Origin of the sequence: Lysobacter sp. yr284 (assembly GCF_900107375.1) — a bacterium.
Taxonomy (GTDB): Bacteria; Pseudomonadota; Gammaproteobacteria; order Xanthomonadales; family Xanthomonadaceae; genus Lysobacter.
Genome location: NZ_FNPT01000002.1, coordinates 272,038 through 291,921 on the forward strand (window position 1 = coordinate 272,038; position 19,884 = coordinate 291,921).

The 19,884-nt window shown below is 71.0% G+C and carries 18 protein-coding genes; 8 read left to right on the plus strand and 10 right to left on the minus strand.

Annotation, left to right across the window (positions count from 1 at the left end; translation table 11 throughout):
* The first annotated feature begins 69 nt into the window (after positions 1–69).
* Positions 70–663 (plus strand): class I SAM-dependent methyltransferase, encoded by a 594-nt coding sequence (locus BLV01_RS06285; RefSeq protein WP_091795897.1) that lies wholly within the window; start codon positions 70–72, stop codon positions 661–663.
* A 249-nt stretch (positions 664–912) separates the two neighbouring features.
* Entirely contained in the window at positions 913–1,770 is an 858-nt protein-coding gene (locus tag BLV01_RS06290; protein ID WP_091795495.1) for a pirin family protein, read from the plus strand.
* A gap of 1,066 nt (positions 1,771–2,836) precedes the next feature.
* On the opposite strand, the gene aqpZ is transcribed toward BLV01_RS06290, so the two are convergent.
* The 7 genes from aqpZ to mfd form a co-directional block, all read right to left on the minus strand.
* Positions 2,837–3,550, minus strand: a complete 714-nt coding sequence (gene aqpZ / locus BLV01_RS06295; protein ID WP_091795498.1) for an aquaporin Z — start codon at positions 3,548–3,550, stop codon at positions 2,837–2,839.
* A 257-nt stretch (positions 3,551–3,807) separates the two neighbouring features.
* On the minus strand, positions 3,808–4,287 hold the full coding sequence (locus tag BLV01_RS06300) for a hypothetical protein (protein ID WP_139178533.1): 480 nt from the start codon (positions 4,285–4,287) through the stop codon (positions 3,808–3,810).
* A gap of 162 nt (positions 4,288–4,449) precedes the next feature.
* The gene (locus BLV01_RS06305; protein ID WP_091795505.1) at positions 4,450–5,310 is read right to left on the minus strand and encodes a pirin family protein; all 861 of its coding nucleotides are present in this window, start codon (positions 5,308–5,310) and stop codon (positions 4,450–4,452) included.
* Between the two features lie 292 nt (positions 5,311–5,602).
* Positions 5,603–5,992: a hypothetical protein gene (locus tag BLV01_RS06310; protein ID WP_091795508.1), complete on the minus strand. Its 390-nt coding sequence runs from the start codon at positions 5,990–5,992 to the stop codon at positions 5,603–5,605.
* Between the two features lie 216 nt (positions 5,993–6,208).
* Positions 6,209–6,736, minus strand: a complete 528-nt coding sequence (locus BLV01_RS06315) for a SixA phosphatase family protein (RefSeq protein ID WP_091795511.1) — start codon at positions 6,734–6,736, stop codon at positions 6,209–6,211.
* Between the two features lie 32 nt (positions 6,737–6,768).
* Positions 6,769–7,251 carry a GlcG/HbpS family heme-binding protein gene (locus BLV01_RS06320; RefSeq protein ID WP_091795515.1) on the minus strand — a complete coding sequence of 161 codons (483 nt, stop codon included), beginning with the start codon at positions 7,249–7,251 and terminating at the stop codon, positions 6,769–6,771.
* Positions 7,252–7,640: 389 nt separating this feature from the next.
* Complete coding sequence (gene mfd / locus BLV01_RS06325) at positions 7,641–11,099, minus strand: transcription-repair coupling factor (protein ID WP_091795518.1); 3,459 nt, start codon at positions 11,097–11,099, stop codon at positions 7,641–7,643.
* A 342-nt stretch (positions 11,100–11,441) separates the two neighbouring features.
* Here mfd and BLV01_RS06330 point away from each other — a divergent pair, with 342 nt between their 5' ends.
* On the plus strand, positions 11,442–11,720 hold the full coding sequence (locus BLV01_RS06330) for a hypothetical protein (protein ID WP_091795521.1): 279 nt from the start codon (positions 11,442–11,444) through the stop codon (positions 11,718–11,720).
* Positions 11,721–11,919: 199 nt separating this feature from the next.
* Entirely contained in the window at positions 11,920–12,180 is a 261-nt protein-coding gene (locus BLV01_RS06335) for a hypothetical protein (protein WP_091795524.1), read from the plus strand.
* Positions 12,181–12,394: 214 nt separating this feature from the next.
* On the opposite strand, the gene BLV01_RS06340 is transcribed toward BLV01_RS06335, so the two are convergent.
* Complete coding sequence (locus tag BLV01_RS06340; RefSeq protein ID WP_091795527.1) at positions 12,395–12,970, minus strand: GNAT family N-acetyltransferase; 576 nt, start codon at positions 12,968–12,970, stop codon at positions 12,395–12,397.
* Positions 12,971–13,734: 764 nt separating this feature from the next.
* On the opposite strand from BLV01_RS06340, the gene BLV01_RS06345 reads away from it, so the two are divergent.
* Together BLV01_RS06345 and BLV01_RS06350 are read left to right on the plus strand one after the other, a co-directional pair.
* Entirely contained in the window at positions 13,735–14,649 is a 915-nt protein-coding gene (locus BLV01_RS06345) for a cation diffusion facilitator family transporter (protein WP_091795530.1), read from the plus strand.
* A 116-nt stretch (positions 14,650–14,765) separates the two neighbouring features.
* Positions 14,766–15,806: a YwqG family protein gene (locus BLV01_RS06350; RefSeq protein WP_091795533.1), complete on the plus strand. Its 1,041-nt coding sequence runs from the start codon at positions 14,766–14,768 to the stop codon at positions 15,804–15,806.
* Positions 15,807–15,822: 16 nt separating this feature from the next.
* Here the strand turns inward: BLV01_RS06350 and BLV01_RS06355 are convergent, their stop codons facing one another.
* Together BLV01_RS06355 and rlmJ are read right to left on the minus strand one after the other, a co-directional pair.
* On the minus strand, positions 15,823–16,053 hold the full coding sequence (locus BLV01_RS06355) for a hypothetical protein (RefSeq protein WP_091795536.1): 231 nt from the start codon (positions 16,051–16,053) through the stop codon (positions 15,823–15,825).
* 440 nt (positions 16,054–16,493) lie between these two features.
* Positions 16,494–17,354: a 23S rRNA (adenine(2030)-N(6))-methyltransferase RlmJ gene (rlmJ, locus tag BLV01_RS06360; protein ID WP_091795539.1), complete on the minus strand. Its 861-nt coding sequence runs from the start codon at positions 17,352–17,354 to the stop codon at positions 16,494–16,496.
* Between the two features lie 170 nt (positions 17,355–17,524).
* Here rlmJ and creB point away from each other — a divergent pair, with 170 nt between their 5' ends.
* Together creB and creC are read left to right on the plus strand one after the other, a co-directional pair.
* Positions 17,525–18,214 (plus strand): two-component system response regulator CreB, encoded by a 690-nt coding sequence (creB, locus tag BLV01_RS06365; protein ID WP_254782529.1) that lies wholly within the window; start codon positions 17,525–17,527, stop codon positions 18,212–18,214.
* 7 nt (positions 18,215–18,221) lie between these two features.
* Positions 18,222–19,664, plus strand: a complete 1,443-nt coding sequence (creC, locus tag BLV01_RS06370; RefSeq protein WP_091795545.1) for a two-component system sensor histidine kinase CreC — start codon at positions 18,222–18,224, stop codon at positions 19,662–19,664.
* Positions 19,665–19,884 lie beyond the last annotated feature (220 nt).

Consider the following 19,884-nt stretch of genomic DNA (forward strand, 5'->3'; position numbering starts at 1 on the left):
TATGGGCGCGCCGGCATGCGGCGCAGCCACGGCGCGGGCGCCCGACGCTCGCGCGGCCGGGAGCCGCGCATGAAGCCGCAGCGCAAGCCCGGCGCCTGGACCTTCTTCCGCCAGTGGCTGAAGAACCCGCTGCGGGTGGCCGCAGTGGCGCCGTCCAGCGCCGAACTGGCCGCGGCGATGATCGCCGAGTTGCCCGACGACGCGGCCCGCGTGATCGAACTCGGCGGCGGCACCGGCGCGATCACCCGCGCCTTGCTCGACGCCGGCATCGCCGACGCCGACCTGCTGGTGCTGGAACTCAACGAAGAGCTGCACGCGCACCTGCGGGTGCGCTTCCCGCAGGTGCCGGTGTTGCTCGGCGACGCGCGCATGCTGCCGCAGCTGGCGCGCGAGCAGGGTTACCTGGCCGGCGGCCCGGCCGACGCGATCGTGTCCGGGCTGGGCCTGCTGACCATGCCGCATCCCTTGCAGCGCGACATCATCGCCGCCGCGTTCCAGTGCCTGCGTCCGGGCGGGGTGTTCGTGCAGTTCACCTACGGCCCGGCCGCGCCGGTCGCCGATGCGGTCGCGCGGCAGCTGTCGCTGCGCGTGCGCCGCGGCGAGTTCGTGCTGCGCAACGTGCCGCCGGCGACGGTGTACGTCTATACGCGGCAACCGGGCTGAGGCCTGCGCCGCGGCCGCTGCAGCAGCGGCGTACCGCAGGGATTCGCTGCGGTCGCGGTAACGCGGCCGGGGGCGAAACTTGCGGCGCGATCGGATACCCCGCGGTCGCGGCTTGCGCCGCTCCAGGGGCTCTGTCCAGATTTGTTCTGTTTTTGTTACAGATGATTGCGGTTATGGCGGTATCGTTCTGAAATTGTGGTGCCATCCTATGCCCAGCGCCAATCCGGCGATCCCCCAGGAGCAAGGCCCATGGCCACCACCGCCACCACTTACGCCCGCGTCGGCCGCAAGCTGCGCGGCCAGGCCACGTCCGACGGCGCCGGCGTGCGCCTGACCCGGGTCATCGGCGGGCCGCAGCTGCCCGACCTCGATCCGTTCCTGCTGCTCGACGAGTTCGGCACCGACCAGCCCGAGGATTACCTCGCCGGCTTCCCCGAGCACCCGCACCGCGGCTTCGAGACGGTGACCTACATGCTCGACGGCCGCATGCGCCATCGCGACAACCACGGCAACGAGGGCGTGCTGGTGCCCGGCAGCGTGCAGTGGATGACCGCCGGCCGCGGCCTGGTGCATTCGGAGATGCCCGAGCAGGAGCAGGGCCGCATGCGCGGCTTCCAGCTGTGGGTGAATCTGCCGGGGCGCGAGAAGATGACGGAGCCGAAGTACCAGGAATTCGCGCCCGACCGCATCGTCCAGTTGGCCCCGGCCGACGGCGTGCAGGTCAAGCTGATCGCCGGCGTTCTCGGCGACGCGCGCGGGCCGATCTCGCAGCCGGCGACCGATCCGGTCTACCTCGACGTCGAGCTGCAGCCCGGTGCGGCGTGGGAATACGAACTGCCCGAAGGCCACAACGTGTTCGCCTACGTCTACGAAGGCGGGGTGTCGCTCGGCGACGGCGCCGACGCGCGCGCGGTCGACGCGCAGGAAATGGCGGTGCTGGCCGGCGGCTCGACCTTGAAGCTTGCCGACGGCGGCCGCGGCAGCCGCCTGATCGTGGTCGGCGGCCGCCCGCTGCGCGAGCCGGTGGCGCGTTACGGCCCGTTCGTGATGAACACCAAGCAGGAGATCATGCAGGCGTTCGTGGATTTCCAGGAAGGCAAGTTCTGATCGAGGCCGCGCGGCCTCGCCGTCGAGGCGATGGCGCAATCGATTCGATGCATGGACAAGGCCACGCTTCGGCGTGGCCTTCTTGTCGTGCGCGCGGCGTTTTGATCTTGCCGTTGTCGTTGCTGTTGCTCTTGCTGCTTGCTCGGACGCAACCCCACGCAAAGCACACGTCCCGCAGCCCCGGAGGGCGTGCGCATGGATGCGCACGCGCGCCATGGGGCAGGATGCCCCTTATGGCGCGGCCCCGCGCAACGATGAGCCATAGTGGCTTTTGATTCGAAACAGCAATGCCTTTTCTTTGGTTACTTTCTTTGTGGCTTTGGACAAAGAAAGTGACCCGGCCGCTTGCGGACGGAAGCTTTGGATCTTCGCCTGTCGTCACGCGTAAGAACACGCAAAGGCCGACCCCACCGCGGCACGCCCCCTGTAGGAGCGGCGCAAGCCGCGACCGCGCCATCGCGGCGATTGCGAACGTTTCGTCGTAGTTGCGCTGTCGCGGTCGCGGCTCGCGCCGCTCCTACAGTCGGATACGCAACTCCACTGCCGTCGTTGACGAGTGACGACAAGCGACAATCAACAGCTTTCGTCCGCAAGCGGCCGAGTTACTTTCTTTTGGCAGCGCGCCAAAAGAAAGTAACCAAAGAAAAACGCTGGTCTAAGGTCACCAGCCACCAAGTCCAGCACCGGGCGCGGGGCTGCGCCATAAGGGACATCCCGTCCCATGGCGCACGCGCGCATCCATGCGCGCGCCCTTCGGGGCTACGGAACGTGGGCCTCGGGCGCGGTTGCGTCAGGGCGAACGGCAAAGGCAACAGCAACAGCGAAATGGATTCCGGCGTTCGCCGGAACGACGGGGTAGGGCGTTGCGCCGGATGAGGGGTAGCGCGCTGCGTCGGGGCATTGCGCTGGACGATAGCGGGGTATTGCGCTGGGTAAGAGCGCGGGATCGGGTCGAATGAAGAACAGCCGTCGCGCTCCAACTTGCAGCACAACCACCCGCGGCACCCGCGCCCGCCCAAGAAAAAAGCCGCGCATCCGCGCGGCTTTTTTCTCGCCAAGACGACGCTCAGTCGTCCTTGCCCAACCAGCGATACACCGCCCCGCCGATCAGCCCGCCCAGGATCGGCGCGACCCAGAACATCCACAGCTGGCTCAGCGCCGCCGCGCCCGCGAACAGGGCCACGCCGGTCGAGCGGGCCGGGTTCACCGAGGTGTTGGTCACCGGGATGCTGATCAGGTGGATCAAGGTCAGCCCCAGGCCGATCGCGATCGGGGCGAAGCCGGCCGGCGCGTTCTTGTGGGTGGCGCCGAGGATGATCACCAGGAACATCGCGGTCATCACCACTTCGGTCAGGAACGCCGCCGACGCGGAGTAGCCGCCCGGCGACATCAGGTCGTAGCCGTTGCTGGCGAACGTGCCGGCCGCGTTGGGATCGATGACGAAGCTGCCGGTGCCGCTGGCGATGTGGAACAGCACGAAGCCGGCGAGGACCGCGCCGAGCACCTGGGCGACGATGTACGGCAGCAGGTCCTTGGCCGGGAACCGGCCGCCGGCCCACAGGCCGAAGCTCACCGCGGGGTTGAAGTGGCCGCCGGAGATGTGGCCCAGCGCGTAGGCGCCGGTCAGCACGGTCAGGCCGAACGCCAGCGCCACGCCGAGCAGGCCGATGCCGAGCGGGTTGCCGGCGCCGCCGAAGTTGGCCGCGAGCACGGCGCTGCCGCAGCCGCCGAGCACCAGCCAGAAGGTACCGATGAACTCCGCACCCAGTCGCTTGATCATGATCGTCTTTCCTTGGTGGATAAAAGGCGGCTCTCTCGCGAGAGGCAGCGGCCCCGAGGATCGACGATCACGCCTGTTTTGCGCCTGTCTGGCAGGGAGCGGCGTTGACGCAGACCCTGTTCAGCCAGGCCGATTCTCATGCTGCTCGAACCTGAAAAAATGTGCAATCCATCACAAAATTTCAGACTGAACCGGCAAAACGATGCCACCGTCGCGAGGACGGTGGCATCGAAGCATTCGCGTTGTGACGGCCGGGTTTACTTGCGGCTCAGTCGGGCCGATTGAAATCGCAGCCCCTCGGTCTGACCGAGGGCCTCCTTGAGCTGGTCCGCCGACTGCGCCTGCACCCAGATGTGGGCGAGCTTGCCGTTGCCGACTTCGATCAGGGTCTCGCGCGCCTGCACGTCGGGCTTGCCGGCGATCTGGCTGCGGTACCAATGAACTTGCTTGCCGTCGATGGTGGCTTCTTCGACGCGGTCGCCGCGACGCGGCTGGAACGGCGATTTGTCGGCGATGTACAGGCCGAACGCCTCGCTGCCGTCCTCGCGCAGCGCGCGGCAGAAATCCGAGTCGGCGGTGCCGCGGTATTCCCAGTGCAGGCCGGTCGAGGCCGGCAGCATCGGGCAGTTGCCCTGCGCCGGTTCGGCCGGCGGCGCTTCCTGGGCCTTGGCGTTGGCGCACAAGACGAACAACAACCCCAGCCACGGCAGTGCGCGGCCCTTCCCCCATGACTTCACGACACGTCCCCCTGGAACACGGATGTTTGGTCTAAGCGGTGTTGCGAGCCTTCCGCTGTGACCTTAGTCGAGTTTGTGGGGATTGACAAACGCTGCCGCGCAGTCATGCGGCAGTTTCGGTAAAAGTTGCGGGCGGGATGGGAAAAGCGCGAGCTGGGACGCTCAGCGCTCGGGCAGCGGGATGAACTCGTGTTCGCCGGGGATCTGGCCGAAGCGGCCCTCGGCCCAGTCCTGCTTGGCCTGCTCGATGCGCTCGCGCGAGCTGGACACGAAGTTCCACCACAGGTGGCGCGGGCCGTCGAGCGGTTCGCCGCCGAGCAGCATGGCCTTGAGCGGAGTCTTGGCGCGCAGGCGCGGGCGGGTGCCCGGGTCGAGCACGATCAGGTGTTTCTCCGGCAGGTCGGCGCCGTCGAGCTGCGACTGGCCTTCCAGCACATACAAGGCGCGTTCGGCGTGACTGTCCTCGATGTCCAGTTCGCTGCCGGGGTCGAGGTCGATGGCGACGTAGAGGGTGTCGGCGAACACCCGCACCGGCGATTCCTCGCCGAAGCCGCGACCGGCGACGATGCGCAGCCACGTGCCGTCGCGGCGCTGCTGCGGCAGGGTCGCGGCGGGATGGTGGTGGAAGGCCGGCGCGGTTTCCTCGAACGAGCGCGGCAGCGCGACCCAGGTCTGCAAACCGTGCACGGCCTGGCCGGCGGCGCGCGGCGCGTCGGGGGTGCGTTCGGAATGGGCGATGCCGCGGCCGGCGGTCATCCAGTTGACGTCGCCGGGATGGATGTCCTGGACGCTGCCGAGGGTGTCGCGGTGGCCGATCGCGCCGGCCCACAGGAAGGTGACCGTGGCCAGGCCGATGTGCGGATGCGGGCGCACGTCAATGCCCTGGCCGGGCGCGAATTCGGCCGGGCCCATGTGATCGACGAACACGAACGGCCCGACCGAGCGGGCCTGCAGGCTGGGCACGGCGCGGCGCACCTGGAAACCGCCGAGGTCGTGAACGCGCGGGGCGACGATCGTGGTCATGGACGGGCTCTCCTGCAGGACTGATATCTGCAGATTGGCACGTCTTGGCTGCAATCTTGCAACCGGGTGCGCAACTCGGTGTTGCAGGCGCTGGGGTGGTGTGGCGGCCCGATCGAAAGGCATCGGGCCTGTAGGCCCTGCCACAAAAGCGCGGGCCTTCGAGGTCTGCAAAAGCACCGGATGTTCGAGCCGCGCAAAAGCGCAGGCCTGCAGCGGCTTGTTAAAAATCCGGCGAGCGGCCGCTGCTGTGGCAGGGCCTTCAGGCCCGACGCTTTTCGCGCCGATCGCCGGATTATTCAGCCTCGAGCTTCACCGTCGCCTGCGGCGGCTCGGCGAAATCCAGCGACTGCAGTTCCAGCGTCCACGCGCCGGCGCGCTGGCGCGGTTGCGGCGCGGAGGTGTCGAACGACAGCGCGGTCTTGGCGCCGTCGCCGCCGGTGAGTTCGAACGCCAGCACCGCTTCGCCGGCGCGGATGCACTGCAGGCCGGGGCGGCAGCGCGAGTCGCTGGTCACTTCGACGAAGCGCAGGCGCGAACGGTCGGGCAGGGCGACGCTGTCGCCGGGGCGCAACGGCGCCGCTTCGCCGGCGGCGAGGGTGCGCTCGCCGCCGGCGCCGGCATGGGCGCAGGCGGACAGCGCGAGCGCGCAGGCGAGCGCGGCGGCGAACGGGGTGGATTTCATCGGTGGGCTCCTGGCGGCGGCCTGGGTGCTGGATCGGTGCGCGCGCAGCGGCGCGGGACGGGCGGTCGCGCCCGATCCTCGGCGATCCGCACCGCGGCGTCCAGCCGCGGACGACGCGCTTGCGTACGCGATCACTTTCGCGCGTGCGCGCCGATGCGGGTGGGCATCGCGCCGGCGCAGCGGTCCGCCGCTTCCGCGCGCGGCCGGCGGCCGCGTTCAGCGGTCGCGTTCGATCCGCAGCGCGGCGCGGCCGTGCGCGTCGATGTCGACGATCATGCGCCGGTCGTATTCGCTGTCGGGCATCGGCTCGACCGCGCAGGCGCACAGCGCCGCGGCGATGTCGGGCGCGGTGTTGCTGTGGCCGACCACGAGGGTGGCGCCGGCCGGGCGCTCGCGGCGTAACTGCGCGGCGAAGTCCGCGGCCGGCGACTTGGCGTCGTAGACGATAGGGCGCAGGCCGTGCCCGCGCGCGGCCGGCTCGCCGGTCTGCAGGGTGCGCCGGTAGGCGGTGACGTAGACCGCACGCAACGGCTCTTCGCGCAGGCGTTGCGCCAGGCGCCCGGCGCGCTCGCGGCCGGCGGCGGACAGATCGGGATCGCGCGGATCGTCGCTGGCTTTTTCCGCATGCCGCACGACGATGTAGCGGGCGGCGGGTTGCGCCGGCGCGGCGGCCGGCGCGCTGGCGCAGCCGGCGAGGACCGCGGCGGCCGCCAGGGCCGAAACCAGGGCTGCGATGGGAGGCATGTCGGCTCCGTGGGTGTGCGCGAGCGCGCAGCTTACTTCAGCAGGTCGGCGCCGGCCTGGGCGATCTGCCCGTCCTGCGCCGCCTGCGCGCCGGACACGCCGATGCCGCCGATGGTTTGCCCGTCCAGCAGCAGGCGCACGCCGCCTTCGATCGGCAGCGAGCGCGGCAGGGCGAGCACGACGTGGTTGCCGTCTTCGAGCAGCTTCTGGTGGAAGCCGCTGTCGCGGCGATAGTCGGCCGCGTGCACGGCCTTGCCGATGGCGACCTCGACGCTGGAATTGGGGGTGCCGTCCATGCGCTGGAAGTGCAGCAGGCGGCCGGCTTCGTCGACGATGGCGATGGAGACCGACAAGCCCTGCGCGCGGGCGTGGGCCGCGGCCGCCGCGGCGATGCGCTCGGCGGCGGCGAGGTTGAGGACGGTGCGCTGCGGCAGTTGGGTCTTCAGCGGTGGCGCGGCGTGGGTGGGCATGGCGGCGAGCAGCAGGGTGGCGAGCGTGAGCGAGGTGCGGAGCATGCGCGGGGCTCGGGATGGGAGGCGCGCAGGCTAGGCAATGGGGCGGATCGGCGACAGTGCTTTTTGTACTGTGGGTTGCGATCGCTGGCGTCGCAGGTGCGGTGTCGCGGTCGCGGCTTGCGCCGCTGCTACAGGAGGAGCGTGCTTGTTCGCTTTGCGAGTGAGCGCAGGGCGCTGGCGTCGCAGGTGCGCGGTCGCGGCTTGCGCCGCTCCTGCAGGGGCTTGCCGCTGTTGCGCGCCGGTCGCGGCGAAGCGGCCTGCGCTGCCTGTAGGAGCGGCGCGAGCCGCGACCGCGCAGCGGCCGGTCGCGGCGTAGGCGCGATGTCGCCGGATGCGGACGTCGCCGCCGCCGAACTGCATGGGCCCAAGGCCCGGGAATCCCGGGACGCTCAGTGCTTGGTATCGAGCAGGGTCAGCAATCCCTTCGCCGCCGCCAGCCGCGCCGGCGCGTCGGGCAGTTCGAGCTTGATCCGCAGCTTGTCCGGCCCGTCCATATGGTAGAGCTTGGGCTGGCCCTGGATCATCTTGATGATCGACAAGGGGTCCACGTTCGGCCGTTCGACGAATTGCAGGCGCCCGCCCTTGTCGCCGAGGTCGAGCTTGCGGATGCCCAGCGCGGTCGCGCCGAGCTTGAGTTCGGCCACCGCGAACAGGTGCTTGGCCGCATCCGGCAGCAGGCCGAAGCGGTCGATCATCTCGACCTGCAGTTCGCGCAGTTCCTCGCTGCTGCGCGCGCCGCTGACGCGCTTGTAAAGGGTCAGGCGGGTGTGCACGTCGGGCAGGTAATCCTCGGGGATCAGCGCCGGGATGTGCAGCTCGACTTCGGCGCCGCGCGCGTCGGTGGAGTCCACGTCCGGCAGCTTGCCCTGGCGGATCGAGCGCACCGCGCGCTCCAGCAGTTCGGTGTACAGGCTGAAACCGACCTCGGCCATCTGCCCGCTCTGGTCCTCGCCGAGCAGTTCGCCGGCGCCGCGGATTTCCAGGTCGTGGGTGGCCAGGGTGAAGCCGGCGCCGAGTTCGTCCATCGAGGCGATCGCTTCCAGGCGCTTTTGCGCGTCGGCGGTGATCGAGCGCTGGTCGGGGATCACCAGGTAGGCGTAGGCGCGATGGTGCGAACGGCCGACGCGGCCGCGCAGTTGGTGCAGCTGGGCCAGGCCGAACTTGTCGGCACGGTTCATGATGATGGTGTTGGCGTTGGGGATGTCGATGCCCGACTCGATGATGGTCGTGCACAGCAGCACGTTGAAGCGCTGCTTGTGGAAGTCGAGCATCACGCTCTCCAGCTCGCGCTCGGCCATCTGGCCGTGGGCGATGCCGATGCGCGCTTCCGGCACCAGTTCTTCGAGCTGGCGCTTCATCCGGCCGATGCTTTCCACGTCGTTGTGCAGGAAATAGACCTGGCCGCCGCGCGAGAGCTCGCGCTGGAACGCCTCGCGCAATTGCATGTCGTCCCACGGCACGACGAAGGTCTGCACCGCCAGCCGGTGCGCCGGCGGGGTGGCGATGATGCTGAGGTCGCGCAGGCCGGCCATGGCCATGTTGAGCGTGCGCGGGATCGGTGTGGCGGTCAGCGTCAGCAGGTGCACGTTGGCGCGCAGCGCCTTCAGCGCTTCCTTCTGGCGCACGCCGAAGCGCTGCTCTTCGTCGACGATGACCAGGCCCAGGTCCTTGAAGCGCACGTCGCTCTGCAACAGGCGATGGGTGCCGACGACCACGTCGATCTTGCCTTCGGTCAGCTTCTCCAGCTCGGCCTTGATCTCCTTGCCGGTCTTGAAGCGCGACAGCACCTCGACCTTGAGCGGCCAATCGGCGAAGCGGTCGCGGAAATTGCGGTAGTGCTGTTCGGCCAGCAGCGTGGTCGGCACCAGCACCGCGACCTGCTTGCCGGCGGCGGCGGCGACGAACGCCGCGCGCACCGCGACTTCGGTCTTGCCGAAGCCGACGTCGCCGCAGACCACGCGGTCCATCGGCTGGCTGCTGCCGAGATCGCGGATCACCGCCTCGATCGAGGAATGCTGGTCGGGCGTTTCCTCGAACGGGAACGCCGCGGCGAAGGGTTCGTACATGGCCCGGTCGACGTCCAGCGCGAGGCCGGCGCGGGCCTGGCGCTTGGCCTGGATCTCCAGCAGTTCGGCGGCGACGTCGCGGACTTTCTCCGCGGCCTTGCGCTTGGCCTTGGTCCATTGCTCGCCGCCCAGCGAATGCAGCGGCGCGGTTTCCACCGACGCGCCGGAATAGCGGCTGATCAGGTGCAACTGCGCGACCGGCACGTACAGCCGGTCGCCCTTGGCGTATTCGATTTCCAGGTATTCGCCGGGCTGGCCGCCGGCTTCGAGCACGATCAGGCCGCGGTAACGGCCGACGCCGTGGTCCTCGTGCACGATCGGCGCGCCCTCGGACAGCTCACCCAGGTCGCGGATGATCGCCTCGGGCTCGCGCCCGGCGCGCTTGCGCCGGCGCGGCTGCGAGGCGCGCTCGGGGAACAGCTGGCGTTCGGTCAGCACCGCCAGCGCCGGATCGTCGGTGGCGAAGCCGTCGTCCAGCGGCGCCACCGCGATGGCGAAGCGCGCATCGCCGGACTCGAACGCGCTCCAGTCGGCGACCACTTGCGGGCGCAGGCCGGCCGATTGCAGCACTTCCAGCAGCGCCTCGCGGCGGCCGGCGCTGTCGGCGGCGACCAGCACGCGGCCGGGGTAGTGGCCCAGGAACGACTTGAGCGCTTCGGCCGGCGCGGCGTCGCGCGCGGCCACCGGCAGGCTCGGCGCCGGCTGGTCGCCGAGCGCGAGCGCGCGCGAACGCTGCGGGTGCTGCTCGCCGCACAGTTCGATGCGCGCGCCCTGGTTGAGCCGCTCGCGCAGGCCGACCGGGCTGAGGTAGAGCTGGTCCGGCGGCAACAGCGGGCGTTCGATGTCGTGGCGCCGCTGTTCGTAGCGCTGGCCGGTCTGGGTCCAGAACGCGTCGGCGGCTTCCAGCGCGCCGTCGGCGATCACCGGCAGCGCGTCGGCGGAAAGATAGTCGAACAAGGTCGCGGTCTGTTCGAAGAACAGCGGCAGGTAGTACTCGATGCCCGACGGCGCCAGACCGGCCTTGAGGTCCTGGTACAGCGCGCTGCGGCGGGTGTCGAGGTCGAAGCGTTCGCGCAGCGCGTCCAGCGCGCGCTTGAGCGAGGCCTCGTCCAGCGGCACTTCGCGGCCCGGCAGCAGGTGCACGCGCTGGATCTTGTCGAGCGAGCGCTGCGATTCGGGATCGAACGCGCGGATGGTCTCGATCTCGTCGTCGAGCAGCTCGACCCGGAACGGCGAATCCGCGCCCATCGGGTAGACGTCGAGCAGGCCGCCGCGCACGGCGAAATCGCCGGGATCGAGCACCTGCGGCACGTGCCGGTAGCCGGCCGATTCGAGCCGGCGCTTTTCCCCGTCCAGGTCCAGGCGCTGGCCGACGCGCACGTCGAAGCTGCCGCCGACCACGTGGCGCAGCGGCGCCAGCCGTTGCAGCAGCGTCTGCACCGGCACCACCACGATGCCGCGCTTGAGCGAAGGCAGGCGGTGCAGCGCGGACAGGCGCTGGGACACGATGTCCGGATGCGGGCTGAAGACGTCGTAGGGCAGCGTTTCCCAATCCGGGAACGGCAGCACCGGCAGCGCGCCGTCGTGGCCGCCGGCGGCGCCGAGCAGGGTGCGCAGGTCGGCTTCGAGCTGGTGCGCGCCGTGGTTGTCGCGGGCGATCGCCAGCAGCGGGGCGTCGTGTTCGGCGGCGGCGCGGGCGATCGCCCAGGCCAGCGCGGAGGGCGAGGCCGGCGCGCGCCACCAGGCGCGCTGCTGGCCGGTCTTGGGCAGAAGAGCGGGCACGTGCGGAGGAGTTCGCTGGGGGCGGCTAGGTTAGCCGCAGCGGAAGGGGCCGTCACCCCGGCCGCGGCCGGCGCCGGCGTGGGGGCGGAAACGGGGTTGGAACTGGGGGCGAACGACGCCGAAACAAGCGTAGCGCGCGCCGGCGCGGCTGGCTGCTGCGGCCGGTCATGCACGGCCGGTGACTTTTGTGAGCCCGCGCGGCGGCCGCGTCGGCGGCAGCGGATGTACGGTCGCAGCGCGCGCAAGCGCCAGTGCTAGCCTGCGCGAGCGGCCGTTCGCGCGGCCGCGCAGGCGACTCCACGGACAGACGCACCATCCCGACGGACCTCAAGGAGGCAAGACATGCAAAGGAAGAACCGCCCTCGCGCGCTGCGGCGCGCCGCCCTCGCCGCGCTGATCCTGGCCGGCTGTGTGTTTTCGTTGAGCAGCCTGGCGCTGCCGGTGCCCCCGCCCAACGGCGGCGGCTGGTTGATCTACACCTACTACGCCAAGGACGAGAGCGGCCAGGACATCGTGGTCGGCATGCGTTACCAGGGCGGCTGCCCGGGCCCGCAGCCGCACAACTCCGGCGTGACCACCTCGCGCTTCACCTACAAGTACGTGTCCTGCGGCCAGAACTGAGCCGCCTGCGCGGGCCGCGGCCCGGTCGCGGCCCGCGCATTCGCAGTCGGTCCGCCAAGACGGCGGTCCGGTTGCGTCGCCAGCCCCGGTCCGCGCGGCCGCGCCGGCGTGCGCGCGCTTTGCGCGCACGGTCGCGGAAGCGCGGACGCCGGCGCGCTATACCGGCCTGCCCACCCATCGTTCAAGGAGGAAATCCCGCATGTCGAATCGTTCCCGCATCGCCGTGCTGCTCGCCGCCGCGGCCGTGTCCGCCTCGGCCTGGGCCGTCGGTCCCAACCCGCCGAGCCCGGTTTCGGTCACCAGCTACTACAACGACGCCGCGCGCACCCAGTTGGTCGGGGTCAGCATGTACGGCGATTGCCCCGGGGCCAACGGCCAGCTGATCGGCCAGTACGGCCCGTTCTCGGACAACACCACGGTCATGTGCGACGACGTCGGCAACGTGCCGATGCCGTTCTGATGCGCCGGCGCCGATAGCGCAATGAACCCGCGTCCGTCCGCCGTCGCCGCGCGCGGCGGCGGACGGCGCGGATCGGGGCGTTGGGGTGTGCGCCGGGGCGCGGCGGTTGCGGGTTCAGGCCACGGCGACGCGGCCCTCGAGACGGGACGGTCGGGACGACACGATCCCAAGAGCGGCGCGATCCGCGACCGCGCGCTCCACACGACGGCGCGCATCAGGCGCCGGCGCCGCCTTCGGCCGGGGCGGGCTTGTTGCGCAGGTCCAGCGAGACCCGGATCAGGCCCGGCGAATCCTGGTGGAACTCGCGCTCGAAGCCCAGCGACTGGGCCAGCGACAGCATCGGCGTGTTGTGCTCGAACACGTCGCCGTAGAGCCGGTGGACCTTCTTGCCGCGCGCCCACTTCACCAGCCGGGTCATCAGGTAGCGGCCCAGGCCCATGTTGGCGATGTAGCGGCTGACCAGGATCGCGAACTCGGCGTCCTGGGTGCGCTCGTCGATGGCGACCCGCGCCACCGCGCCGACCAGGGCCTCGCCCGGCGGCATCGGCTCGGCCGCGACCAGGGCGAACTCGGTGCGCGGATCGACCCGGGTGAAGCGCTCGGCCATCTCGGGGGTCAGCTCCTTGAGCGCGTACAGGAAGCGCTGCCGCACTTCGTCGGGCTGGAGCAGGGTGAATCCGGCGCGCAGAGGCTCGGCATCCTCGGGCCTGACCGGGCGGATCAGGACCTCGCGCCCGTTGGGAAGACGCTGGCGTTCATGCCAGGGCGGTAGACGTTCACGCGTGGCCATGGGCGGATAGTGGCACATTGTGACGAACTTGGCCCTTCATCCGGATCGCGGCCTCATGCCGGGACCCCAGCGACGCTGAACAGCCTGAATGCGCGTCCGGCAAGGTGAAGGGTGGGCCCTGCCGGGCCGTTACAGCGGTTTGCGGGTACGGCGGTCGCTGAACGGCGGCGATCGGTTCCTGCATGATGGCCGCGTGAAAGCGGGCTGGCAATGCCCGCCCGACGGGCGTGGTGCCGGTGCCGGGCGAAGTGGCGGCGGAAGGGCGGCCGGCACCGTGGCAGTGGTGGCGGGGTGAGTCGGGGGATGGGGCGATGCGTTCGGTGGGGCGGCCCGGGCCTGATTCCCGGGGCCTGAGAGAAGAGCATCGGGCCTGACGGCCCTCCCACGGTTTGATGCAGCGCGCGCCGGGGCAGGGTGCCGACGGCTGTGGATTGCTTTAGCTGTAGCCGTGCGGGAACGACGGCGTTGGCTTGACGCCGAACGCCTGCACAACCTCATTCCGGCGAAGGCGGGAATCCAGGGGGTCGTCGCGGCACGACCTGCAGGCCGCCCGAGCCTTCGCCGCATCGGTAGGACGCAGCGGCCGCATCGATCGACCGACCCCAGCCCCGATCCCGCGAACGCGCGCGCCGCCGCACACGCCGCCCGCGCGCATCGCTTGCGCCTGCTGCGCACGCGCCCGCGCAGGCCATGCCTCGGCCACTCAACCGCCAGCATCGGCAATGCTAGACTCCGCCGCCTCGGACCCAAGGAGCAGTTCAGTCATGGCAGGTGGTGGTGATTCGACCCGCGCGATCTTGTTCGCGCTCGGCGCCAATTTCGCGATCGCGGTCGCCAAGGGCGTGGCCGCGTTCTTCACCGGCTCCAGCGCGATGCTGGCCGAGACCGTCCACTCGCTCGCCGACTGCGGCAACCAGGGCCTGCTGATCCTCGGCCTCAAGCAGGCCAAGCGCCCGCCATCGCCGGACTATCCGCTGGGCTACGGCAAGGCGATCTACTTCTGGTCGTTCCTGGTCGCGGTGATGCTGTTCACCGTCGGCGGCATGTTCTCGCTGTACGAAGGCATCCACAAACTGCAGCACCCCGAGCCGCTGAAGCAGTGGTGGTGGGCGGCCGGCGTGCTGGTGTTCGGCATCGTCGCCGAAGGCATTTCGATGCGCGCCTGCCTGCAGGAAGTGTCCAAGGCGCGCGGCCAGCGTTCGCTGTGGCAGTGGTTCCGCGAGAGCCGCCAGGCCGAACTGGTGGTGATCTTCGGCGAAGACCTGGCCGCGCTGCTGGGCCTGGTGCTGGCGCTGATCGCGGTGATGCTGACCGTGGTCACCGGCAACCCGATCTGGGACGCCGTCGGCACGGTGTGCATCGGCGCGCTGCTGATCATCGTGGCGGTGTTCGTCGCCATCGAGGTCAAGGCGATGCTGATCGGCCAAAGCGTGGACCCGCTGCGCCAGCAGCAGATCCGCGAGTTCCTCGACGCGCGCCCGGAGATCGCCCGGGTCATCAGCCTGATCACCCTGCAGCTGGGCAACGAGGTGATGGTTTCGGTGCAGGCGCAGATGCGCGAGGAGCACAGCGTGTCCGGGCTGACCGAGCAGATCAACGCGGTCGAGCGGGCGATGAAGCAGGCGTTCCCGGAAGTGCGCTGGAGCTTCTTCGAGCCAGACCACAAGCCGGCGGCCTGAGGCCGCGGCGGCATGCGAAAAGCCCGGCCTTGCGCCGGGCTTTTCGTTTCTGCGCCGCGGGCGGCGATAATCCGGCCGGACCCGCGATCGCGGGCCGGACCGAACCGAGGAATGCGATGAATACCGGCAAGGCGGTGCTGCTGTCGGCGGCGATCGTGGCGGCGCTGCTCGGCGTGGCCGGCGGCGCGGTGTATCTGCTCGACCGCAGGATGAAGCAGGAGCACCCGAACCTTCGCTCCCCGCCCGGCTCGCCAGCAGCGCAGTCCGGGGGCGCGGCGGAAAGCACCGAGCCAACCGCGCCGAAGTGCGCTTCGCGCGACGAGCACCGCCTGGCCAAGGCCGCGCTGGCGCCTGCGGCGCTGGCGCTGGAGCGCAGCCAGCGTGCGGTGGTGCGGATCGAGCTGGAGCCGATGGCGGGCGACGAACCGCGCGCGAGCAAGGTCGGCGGGCGTGCCTACTGGGCCGCCGGCCGCGACTATCCGCGCGATCCGCAGGGCCGGGCGTTGAGCCTGCTGGCGCAGATCGACTTGGCCGCGGCGCCGAAGATGCCGGGCTATCCCGAGCGCGGCCTGCTGCAGTTCTTCATCGCCGGCGACGACTACTACGGCGCCGCGCTCGATGCCGCCGACCGCGGCGACCGCATGCGCGCGCTGGCCCGGCAGACGGGATTCCGCGTGGTGTACTGGGCCGACGCCGCCTCGCCCGACGTGGCGACGCCGGCGGGCGCGCAGCCCGACCGGCTGCCGTTCGACCCGTCCAAGCCGCGGCGGATGAGGTTCTCCAGCGATTACGAAAGCATCGGCGCCAGCGACGTCGGCATCGGCGAGGCGCTCGGCGGCGATCCGTCCGAACTGGCCGCGCAGTACCTGCGCGACCATCCCGGGGCGGCCGGCAGCGGCGCGGACCTCAGCGACGAGGACCTCAACGAGCGGATCGCCGACTACCTCGACCGCGGCGGCCACAAGCTCGGCGGCCACCCGCACTTCACCCAGAGCGATCCGCGCGCGCCCGGCGACCGCCGCGTGCTGCTGTTCCAGCTCGACAGCGACGACGAGATGATGTGGGGCGACTCGGGCATCGCCAATTTCTTCATCGATCCCGCCGACCTGGCGCGCGCGGATTTCAGCCGCGTGTCGTACCACTGGGACTGCTATTGAGCGCGGCCGGCGGCGGCTACACCTCGCACGACACCGGTTCGCACTGGTTGTCGGTCATGCAGCGCTCGTAGCCCGAGCAGCAGCCGGCTGGATCGCCGCCGGTGCGCACGCAGTTGCGCAAGGCCGCTTCGCAGGCGAGCACGCCGTGAGGATTGCAGCCGGCGGCAGCGACCGGAAACGCCGCCGCGCCGGCGCCGAAAGCGAACGCGAAGGCGAAAGCGAGCAGGGTGAGGTTCTTCCTGAGCATGGCCGAATCCTTGGTCTGGGCCCGTCATTGGGCGTCTTCGGTCTTACGGCAACGCATGCGGGCGGGGCAACCGCCGTTCGGGCCGGCGTGCGCTGGCGGGCGCGGCGCGCGCTACCGCAAAGTGGCTACGCCGCGGCTAGACCCGGCATTGGGGCGCGTAAGTCCGCCCGCGCGGGCGCGCGCAAGTGCAACCGCGGGTGGGCGGCGGCGCGGCGGAGACGGGATTTTCGTTGCGCTGCAGCGTGACGATGCGGGGCGGTGCGCGCGTGCCGCCGGGGACGATCGGTTGCGCGAAGCCGCGGTTGCGGCGGCCGGGCCACGAGCGAGCGCGGCCCTGCCGGTAGGCGCGGCGCCGGCATCGCCGGCACGGGTGTCGGCTGCGAGACGCGCGGCTCAGCGCGCGCAGGTCGCGGCGGGCGTTCGCCGCGGCCCGGTCGCGCTCATTCGGGCTGCTTGAGCCACTGCACCGCGCCGCCGGCATCCGCGCTTTCGCCCAGCGTGCGCGCCAGCGCCGGCAGTACCGCCTGCAGTTGCTGGTCGAAATGCCACGGCGCGTTGAGCACCAGCAGGCCGCTGCCGTTCATGCGCAGCGGCGAGTCGTCGGCGCGCACCAGCAGTTCGGCGGTCATGACCGACTTCGCCGGCAAGGTCGCGGCGCGGCGGTAGAACGGCTGCAGCGCGCGCCGGCGCTTGATCGGGTACCACAGCGCGTACACGCCCTGCGGCCAGCGGCCCAGGGCGTCGCGCAGCGCGGCCAGGGCGGTGTCGAACTCGGCCAGTTGCGCCTCGAACGGCGGGTCGATCAGGACCAGGCCGCGGTTGTAGCGGGTTTCGCCGATGCGCGGCGGCAGCAGCGCCTTCATCGCCGCGTAGCCGTCGCGCTGGTGCGCGGCCATGCGTTCGTCGCCGGCGAAGGCGTGCTTGAGCTGGGCCGCCTCTTCCGGCTGCAGTTCGCAGGCGGCGATGCGGTCGTCGGCGCGCAGCGCGTGCGCCAACAGCCACGGCGAGCCCGGATAGGCGGCCGCGCCGTGGGCCTGGCGGCAGGCGCGCACCGCGGCCAGGTAGCGGCCGATCAGCGGCTGCTTGGGCGCCTCGGCGAGCAGCCGGCCGATGCCGCCCTCGGCCTCGCCGGTGCGCTGCGCCGAGTTGCCGTCCAGCGCGTACAGCCCGCGCCCGGCGTGGGTGTCCAGGGCGAACAGCGGCGCCGGCTTGGCGGTCAGCGCGTCGCACAGGGCGAGCAGGGCGATGTGCTTGAGCACGTCGGCGTGGTTGCCGGCGTGGAAGGCGTGGCGGTAATTCATGCTGGAGCCGGGAATGAAGGGAAAGACGGGGCGGCGGGGCCGATCCGGATTGGGGCATTATGCCGCCTGGACCGCCCGCGGTCGGCGCGAGCGCGCTCGGGCATCATTGCCCGGCGCCCCCGCCATCGCCCTTTTTCCCCCTGAGTGCCTTCATCGCCTTGCTCCAACCCATGCGCATCCTCCTGGTAGAAGACGAATCCGCCATCGCCGACACCGTGCTCTACGCGCTGCGCGCGGAGGGGTTCGAGGCGGTGCATTGCCTCACCGGCGGCGAGGCGCTGCGCGAGGTCGCGCGCGCGCCGTTCGACCTGGCCGTGCTCGACATCGGCCTGCCCGATATCGGCGGCTTCGCCCTGTGCCGCGAGTTGCGCCGCGGGCGCGACCTGCCGGTGATCTTCCTGACCGCGCAGAACGCCGAGGCCGACCGCATCCTCGGCCTGGAGATCGGCGCCGACGACTACGTCACCAAGCCGTTCTCGCCGCGCGAACTGGCCACCCGCGTGCGCGTGGTGCTGCGCCGCGCCGGCGTGGGCAACGGCGGCGCCGGCGTTGCGGCCGCGGCCGACCCCGAGCCCGGTTTCGCCCACGATCCCGAGGGCAAGCGCATCCGCTACCGCGGCCAGGCGCTGGACCTGACCCGCTACGAATACGGCCTGCTGGCCGCGCTGCTGCAGCGCCCCGGCGCGGTGCTGTCGCGCGCGCAGCTGATGGACCGGGTCTGGGGCGACGCGCTCGACAGCGGCGACCGCACCGTCGACACCCACATCAAGACCCTGCGCGCCAAGCTGCGCGAGGTCGACGCCGAGGCCGACCCGATCCGCACCCATCGCGGCCTGGGCTATTCGCTGGACAACGGCTGAGCCGCGCATGCGCATCGGGCTGCGGATCTTCCTGGGGTATTTCCTGATCGTGGCGCTGGCCGCGACCTTGCTGGCGCGGGTGTTCGTGGCCGAGGTCAAGCCCGGCGTGCGCCAGGCGATGGAAGACACCCTGGTCGATACGGCCAACGTGCTGGCCGAACTGGCCGCCGACGATTTCCTGGCCGGGCGCATCGACCAGGGCGATTTCGCCAAGCGCGTGCGCGCGCTGTCCGCGCGCGACGTCGGCGCGGCGATCTGGGGCTTCCGCAAGCGTTCGTCCAGCTACCGCGTCTATGTCACCGACGCGCGCGGCATCGTCGTGTTCGACAGTTCCGGGCGCGACGTGGGCCAGGATTATTCGCGCTGGAACGACGTCTATCTCACCCTGCGCGGCCGTTACGGCGCGCGCTCCAGCCCGGATGCGGCCGGCAATCCCGACGACACGGTGATGCACGTGGCCGCGCCGATCCGCGACGACGACGGCCGCATCGTCGGCGCGCTCAGCGTGGCCAAGCCCAACAGCGCGATCGCGCCGTTCATCGCCCGCAGCCAGGGCGTGGTCGCGCGCTGGGGCTTCGTGCTGATGGGTGCGGCGTTGCTGGTCGGGGTCGGCGTGTCGTGGTGGCTGTCGCGCCAGATCGGGCTGCTGCGCCGCTACGCCAACGCGGTCACCGCCGGCGCGCGCGCGACCGCGCCCGACGCGGCCGGCGAATTCGGCGAACTGGGCCGGGCGCTGGAGACGATGCGCTCGCGCCTGGAGGGCAAGCAGTACGTCGAGCAGTACGTGCATACGCTGACCCACGAGATGAAGAGCCCGCTGGCGGCGATCCGCGGCAGCGCCGAGCTGCTGGAATCGCCGCCCGGCGAAGGCGGCATGGCCGATGCCGACCGCGCCCGCTTCGCCGGCAGCATCCGCGCCCAGGCCGAACGCCTGGCGCAGATGATCGACAAGCTGTTGGCGCTGGCCGCGGTCGAACACCGCCAGAGCCTGGAGCGGCCCGAGCCGGTGGCGCTGGCGGCGATCGCCCAGGAAGCGGCCGGGCACTGCGCGCAGCGCCTGCGCGACAGCGGCGCGAAACTGCTGCTGGACCTGGAACCGAACCTTGCGCCGGTGCAGGGCGACGCCTTCCTGCTGCGCCAGGCGCTGGTCAACCTGATCGACAACGCCGCCGACTTCTCGCCCGCGGGCGGCGAGATCGCGTTGCGCCTGCGCCGCGACGGCGACCGCCAGCGCATCGAAGTCGGCGACCGCGGGCCGGGCGTGCCCGACTACGCGCTCGGCCGCGTGTTCGAGCGCTTCTATTCGTTGCCGCGCCCGGCCGGCGGCAGCCGCAGCAGCGGCCTGGGCTTGTGCTTCGTGGCCGAGGTCGCCTCGCTGCACGCCGGCGAGGTGGCGCTGGCCAACCGCGAGGGCGGCGGGGCGCAGGCGAGTTTGAGCGTGCCGGGCTAACGGCGCGACTCTTGCGCGGCGCGTTTGCGTGCGCAGGCATCCGCATCCGCTGTCGTCCCCGCGCACCGTCGTTTCGGCGAACGCCGGAATCCGTTTCGCTTTCGCGCGCCTGCGGCATGGAACGAACTGCCAGGCGGGGCAGGATAAAGATGGGTTCCGGCTTTCGCCGGAATGACGCAGGGAGATGTCTCGCGGCGGCGAACGCGGCGGCTTCACCCCG

Bases quoted from the DNA above. Each gene is read 5' to 3' on its own strand.
- BLV01_RS06285 (WP_091795897.1), top strand. From the start codon at position 70: ATGAAGCCGCAGCGCAAGCCCGGCGCCTGGACCTTCTTCCGCCAGTGG.
- BLV01_RS06290 (WP_091795495.1), top strand. From the start codon at position 913: ATGGCCACCACCGCCACCACTTACGCCCGCGTCGGCCGCAAGCTGCGC.
- aqpZ (WP_091795498.1), bottom strand. From the start codon at position 3,550: ATGATCAAGCGACTGGGTGCGGAGTTCATCGGTACCTTCTGGCTGGTG.
- BLV01_RS06305 (WP_091795505.1), bottom strand. From the start codon at position 5,310: ATGACCACGATCGTCGCCCCGCGCGTTCACGACCTCGGCGGTTTCCAG.
- BLV01_RS06310 (WP_091795508.1), bottom strand. From the start codon at position 5,992: ATGAAATCCACCCCGTTCGCCGCCGCGCTCGCCTGCGCGCTCGCGCTG.
- BLV01_RS06315 (WP_091795511.1), bottom strand. From the start codon at position 6,736: ATGCCTCCCATCGCAGCCCTGGTTTCGGCCCTGGCGGCCGCCGCGGTC.
- BLV01_RS06320 (WP_091795515.1), bottom strand. From the start codon at position 7,251: ATGCTCCGCACCTCGCTCACGCTCGCCACCCTGCTGCTCGCCGCCATG.
- BLV01_RS06330 (WP_091795521.1), top strand. From the start codon at position 11,442: ATGCAAAGGAAGAACCGCCCTCGCGCGCTGCGGCGCGCCGCCCTCGCC.
- BLV01_RS06335 (WP_091795524.1), top strand. From the start codon at position 11,920: ATGTCGAATCGTTCCCGCATCGCCGTGCTGCTCGCCGCCGCGGCCGTG.
- BLV01_RS06340 (WP_091795527.1), bottom strand. From the start codon at position 12,970: ATGGCCACGCGTGAACGTCTACCGCCCTGGCATGAACGCCAGCGTCTT.
- BLV01_RS06345 (WP_091795530.1), top strand. From the start codon at position 13,735: ATGGCAGGTGGTGGTGATTCGACCCGCGCGATCTTGTTCGCGCTCGGC.
- BLV01_RS06350 (WP_091795533.1), top strand. From the start codon at position 14,766: ATGAATACCGGCAAGGCGGTGCTGCTGTCGGCGGCGATCGTGGCGGCG.
- BLV01_RS06355 (WP_091795536.1), bottom strand. From the start codon at position 16,053: ATGCTCAGGAAGAACCTCACCCTGCTCGCTTTCGCCTTCGCGTTCGCT.
- rlmJ (WP_091795539.1), bottom strand. From the start codon at position 17,354: ATGAATTACCGCCACGCCTTCCACGCCGGCAACCACGCCGACGTGCTC.
- creB (WP_254782529.1), top strand. From the start codon at position 17,525: ATGCGCATCCTCCTGGTAGAAGACGAATCCGCCATCGCCGACACCGTG.
- creC (WP_091795545.1), top strand. From the start codon at position 18,222: ATGCGCATCGGGCTGCGGATCTTCCTGGGGTATTTCCTGATCGTGGCG.